Source organism: Microbacterium sp. Gd 4-13, assembly GCF_003095395.1.
In the GTDB taxonomy this organism is placed as follows: domain Bacteria; phylum Actinomycetota; class Actinomycetes; order Actinomycetales; family Microbacteriaceae; genus Microbacterium.
In genome coordinates, this window is sequence record NZ_QEIJ01000018.1 from 1 (window position 1) to 5,567 (window position 5,567).

The 5,567-nt window shown below is 54.6% G+C and carries 3 rRNA genes; all 3 read left to right on the top strand.

Features of this window, described 5'->3' with window-relative positions:
• Positions 1-257 precede the first annotated feature (257 nt).
• The 3 genes from DEA06_RS16295 (at position 258) to rrf (ending at position 5,525) form a co-directional block, all read left to right on the top strand.
• Positions 258-1,779, top strand: a 16S ribosomal RNA gene (locus DEA06_RS16295).
• 419 nt (positions 1,780-2,198) lie between these two features.
• Positions 2,199-5,304: ribosomal RNA gene (locus DEA06_RS16300) — 23S ribosomal RNA — on the top strand.
• 104 nt (positions 5,305-5,408) lie between these two features.
• A 5S ribosomal RNA gene (rrf, locus tag DEA06_RS16305) occupies positions 5,409-5,525 on the top strand.
• The 16S, 23S and 5S rRNA genes sit together here, the layout of an rRNA operon.
• The last annotated feature ends 42 nt before the right edge of the window (positions 5,526-5,567 follow it).

Genomic DNA, 5,567 nt, shown 5'->3' on the forward strand with positions numbered 1-5,567 from the left:
GATTTGACAGTCGGTGTGGGTGGGATAAGGTAGTGAAGTTGCCCTGCGGGCGAGGCTGATGAGGCTGAGTTGCAGGTGCGTCCGATCCTTGAGAACTCAACAGCGTGCACTTGTCATAATGCCAAAAAACCTCGCAACCAGTTTCGGCTGGTTGGTGAGATTTCTTTGAGATTAAACGGATTTGTCAGTAATGACATCCGATCGTCAGATCAAGCTCGTTGGGCTCGACCTATTCCGGTCTTGTTCAGCAAAATTCTTTTACGGAGAGTTTGATCCTGGCTCAGGATGAACGCTGGCGGCGTGCTTAACACATGCAAGTCGAACGGTGAAGGAGAGCTTGCTCTTTGGATCAGTGGCGAACGGGTGAGTAACACGTGAGCAATCTGCCCCTGACTCTGGGATAACAGTTGGAAACAGCTGCTAATACCGGATACGAGACGTGACCGCATGGTCGACGTTTGGAAAGAATTTCGGTCAGGGATGAGCTCGCGGCCTATCAGCTTGTTGGTGAGGTAATGGCTCACCAAGGCGTCGACGGGTAGCCGGCCTGAGAGGGTGACCGGCCACACTGGGACTGAGACACGGCCCAGACTCCTACGGGAGGCAGCAGTGGGGAATATTGCACAATGGGCGAAAGCCTGATGCAGCAACGCCGCGTGAGGGACGACGGCCTTCGGGTTGTAAACCTCTTTTAGCAGGGAAGAAGCGAAAGTGACGGTACCTGCAGAAAAAGCGCCGGCTAACTACGTGCCAGCAGCCGCGGTAATACGTAGGGCGCAAGCGTTATCCGGAATTATTGGGCGTAAAGAGCTCGTAGGCGGTTTGTCGCGTCTGCTGTGAAAACTGGAGGCTCAACCTCCAGCCTGCAGTGGGTACGGGCAGACTAGAGTGCGGTAGGGGAGATTGGAATTCCTGGTGTAGCGGTGGAATGCGCAGATATCAGGAGGAACACCGATGGCGAAGGCAGATCTCTGGGCCGTAACTGACGCTGAGGAGCGAAAGGGTGGGGAGCAAACAGGCTTAGATACCCTGGTAGTCCACCCCGTAAACGTTGGGAACTAGTTGTGGGGTCCATTCCACGGATTCCGTGACGCAGCTAACGCATTAAGTTCCCCGCCTGGGGAGTACGGCCGCAAGGCTAAAACTCAAAGGAATTGACGGGGACCCGCACAAGCGGCGGAGCATGCGGATTAATTCGATGCAACGCGAAGAACCTTACCAAGGCTTGACATATACGAGAACGGGCTAGAAATAGTCAACTCTTTGGACACTCGTAAACAGGTGGTGCATGGTTGTCGTCAGCTCGTGTCGTGAGATGTTGGGTTAAGTCCCGCAACGAGCGCAACCCTCGTTCTATGTTGCCAGCACGTAATGGTGGGAACTCATGGGATACTGCCGGGGTCAACTCGGAGGAAGGTGGGGATGACGTCAAATCATCATGCCCCTTATGTCTTGGGCTTCACGCATGCTACAATGGCCGGTACAAAGGGCTGCAATACCGTAAGGTGGAGCGAATCCCAAAAAGCCGGTCCCAGTTCGGATTGAGGTCTGCAACTCGACCTCATGAAGTCGGAGTCGCTAGTAATCGCAGATCAGCAACGCTGCGGTGAATACGTTCCCGGGTCTTGTACACACCGCCCGTCAAGTCATGAAAGTCGGTAACACCTGAAGCCGGTGGCCCAACCCTTGTGGAGGGAGCCGTCGAAGGTGGGATCGGTAATTAGGACTAAGTCGTAACAAGGTAGCCGTACCGGAAGGTGCGGCTGGATCACCTCCTTTCTAAGGAGCATCTGGCACTCTTCGGGGTGTCCAGGCCCCTGATCAGAGCGTTCGTCTCTGCAGGGAGCTCATGGGTGGAACATTGGACAAGGTGCTGATCGGAACTGCTGGTTCTTAGTACGTCGCTTGCGACTGGAACGGGGTTTGTGGGGATGGTTGGTACATGCACGCTGTTGGGTCCTGAGGGACCGGAACGCTTGCCCTTTCGGGGGTGGGTGGGCTGACTCCTCTGGGCCTTTTCTTGTTGTCACCGGTTGGTGGGAGCGGGGGAGGGTACCGCCCGTACTTTGAGAACTACACAGTGGACGCGAGCATCTTTGAGCTGACTTCGGTCAGTTCTTATAGATGATCTTAAAGATCATTAGTCAATTTCAGCCTCACCTTCGGGTGGGGTTCGATTCTTGATAAAACTCATGTGATTTCAAGTCTTTAAGAGCAAACGGTGGATGCCTTGGCATCTGGAGCCGAAGAAGGACGTAGCAATCTGCGATAAGCCTCGGGGAGTGGATAAGCACACTGTGATCCGAGGGTGTCCGAATGGGGAAACCCCGCTGGGCGGCGTGCCGACCCAGTGACTCCCGCCTGAATATATAGGGCGGGTAGAGGGAACGTGGGGAAGTGAAACATCTCAGTACCCACAGGAAGAGAAAGCAACCGCGATTCCGTTAGTAGTGGCGAGCGAAACCGGAACAGGCTAAACCGAGTACGTGTGATATCCGGCAGGAGTTGCGTGTTCGGGGTTGTGGGACTTTTCTGACAGGTCTGCCGATCTGTCGGCGTTACAAGAAGGTATAGACGAACGGTCTTGAAAGGCCGGTCATAGAGGGTGCCAACCCCGTAGTCGAAATGCCTCTCTTGACGCGAAGAGTATCCCAAGTAGCACGGGGCCCGAGAAATCCCGTGTGAATCTGTCAGGACCACCTGATAAGCCTAAATACTCCCAGATGACCGATAGCGGACAAGTACCGTGAGGGAAAGGTGAAAAGTACCCCGGGAGGGGAGTGAAATAGTACCTGAAACCGTTTGCTTACAAACCGTTGGAGCCTCCTTAGTAGGGGTGACAGCGTGCCTTTTGAAGAATGAGCCTGCGAGTTAGCGATACGTGGCGAGGTTAACCCGAGTGGGGTAGCCGTAGCGAAAGCGAGTCTGAATAGGGCGATTCAGTCGCGTGTCCTAGACCCGAAGCGAAGTGATCTATCCATGGCCAGGTTGAAGCGACGGTAAGACGTCGTGGAGGACCGAACCCACTTAGGTTGAAAACTGAGGGGATGAGCTGTGGATAGGGGTGAAAGGCCAATCAAACTTCGTGATAGCTGGTTCTCTCCGAAATGCATTTAGGTGCAGCGTTGCGTGTTTCTTACCGGAGGTAGAGCTACTGGATGGCCGATGGGGCCCAAAAGCTTACTGACGTCAGCCAAACTCCGAATGCCGGTAAGTGAGAGCGCAGCAGTGAGACTGTGGGGGATAAGCTTCATAGTCGAGAGGGAAACAACCCAGACCACCAACTAAGGTCCCTAAGCGCGTGCTAAGTGGGAAAGGATGTGGAGTTGCTTTGACAACCAGGAGGTTGGCTTAGAAGCAGCCACCCTTGAAAGAGTGCGTAATAGCTCACTGGTCAAGTGATTCCGCGCCGACAATGTAACGGGGCTCAAGCACGCCACCGAAGTTGTGGCATTGACATTTTTGGTAGGCCTTCGTGGTCCAGCCGTGTTGATGGGTAGGAGAGCGTCGTGTGGCCAGCGAAGCGGCGGTGTGAACCAGCCGTGGAGGCTACACGAGTGAGAATGCAGGCATGAGTAGCGAAAGACATGTGAGAAACATGTCCTCCGAAAGACCAAGGGTTCCAGGGTCAAGCTAATCTTCCCTGGGTAAGTCGGGACCTAAGGCGAGGCCGACAGGCGTAGTCGATGGACAACGGGTTGATATTCCCGTACCGGCGAAGAACCGCCCAAGCTAATCCAGTGGTGCTAAGAGTCCTAACCAGGAATGGATGGATCCCTTCGGGGTGAAGCCGTCTTGGCGAACGCTCGACCCCATGCTGGTGCGGTTAGCGTATTAACAGGTGTGACGCAGGAAGGTAGCCCAGCCCGGCGATGGTAGTCCGGGTGTAAGTGCGTAGGCCGAGTGATAGGCAAATCCGTCACTCATTAAGGCTGAGACACGATGCGGATAAAAAGTGGGTGATCCTATGCTGCCAAGAAAAGCATCGACGCGAGGTTCTAGCTGCCCGTACCCCAAACCGACTCAGGTGGTCAGGTAGAGAATACCAAGGAGATCGAGAGAATCGTGGTTAAGGAACTCGGCAAAATGCCCCCGTAACTTCGGGAGAAGGGGGGCCTTCGGCGTATTAGGACTTGCTCCGAAAGCGTTTGGAGGCCGCAGAGACTAGTGGGTAGCGACTGTTTACTAAAAACACAGGTCCGTGCCAAGTCGCAAGACGATGTATACGGACTGACGCCTGCCCGGTGCTGGAAGGTTAAGAGGACCGGTTAGCCGCAAGGCGAAGCTGAGAATTTAAGCCCCAGTAAACGGCGGTGGTAACTATAACCATCCTAAGGTAGCGAAATTCCTTGTCGGGTAAGTTCCGACCTGCACGAATGGCGTAACGACTTCCCAACTGTCTCAACCGCGAACTCGGCGAAATTGCATTACGAGTAAAGATGCTCGTTACGCGCAGCAGGACGGAAAGACCCCGTGACCTTTACTACAGCTTGGTATTGGTGTTCGGTGTGGCTTGTGTAGGATAGGTGGGAGACTTTGAAGCATGGACGCCAGTTCGTGTGGAGTCATTGTTGAAATACCACTCTGGTCACTCTGGATATCTAACTTCGAACCGTAATCCGGTTCAGGGACAGTGCCTGGTGGGTAGTTTAACTGGGGCGGTTGCCTCCCAAAAAGTAACGGAGGCGCCCAAAGGTTCCCTCAACCTGGTTGGCAATCAGGTGGCGAGTGTAAGTGCACAAGGGAGCTTGACTGTGAGACTGACAGGTCGAGCAGGGACGAAAGTCGGGACTAGTGATCCGGCAGTGGCTTGTGGAAGCGCTGTCGCTCAACGGATAAAAGGTACCTCGGGGATAACAGGCTGATCTTGCCCAAGAGTCCATATCGACGGCATGGTTTGGCACCTCGATGTCGGCTCGTCGCATCCTGGGGCTGGAGTAGGTCCCAAGGGTTGGGCTGTTCGCCCATTAAAGCGGTACGCGAGCTGGGTTTAGAACGTCGTGAGACAGTTCGGTCCCTATCCGCTGCGCGCGTAGGAAGTTTGAGAGGATCTGACCCTAGTACGAGAGGACCGGGTTGGACGAACCTCTGGTGTGTCAGTTGTTCCGCCAGGAGCACCGCTGATTAGCTACGTTCGGGATGGATAACCGCTGAAAGCATCTAAGCGGGAAGCCGGCCTCAAGATGAGACTTCCATGCCTTCGGGCGAGAGGCTCCCAGCCAGACTACTGGGTTGATAGGCCGGATGTGGAAGCGCGGTAACGCGTGAAGCTGACCGGTACTAATAAGCCGATGACTTGATAACACACCGTTTTTGGTGCTTGCGTCCACTGAGTGGTTCCCGATGTACGGTCGGGAACATAACACAACAATGATTTGCGTTCGTGTTGACTGAAACATCGATAGTGTTTCGGCGGCCATAGCGTGAGGGAAACGCCCGGTTACATTCCGAACCCGGAAGCTAAGCCTCACAGCGCCGATGGTACTGCAGGGGGGACCCTGTGGGAGAGTAGGACACCGCCGGACTTCTTTTCAGTGAAATGGCCACCCAAAGTTGGGTGGCCATTT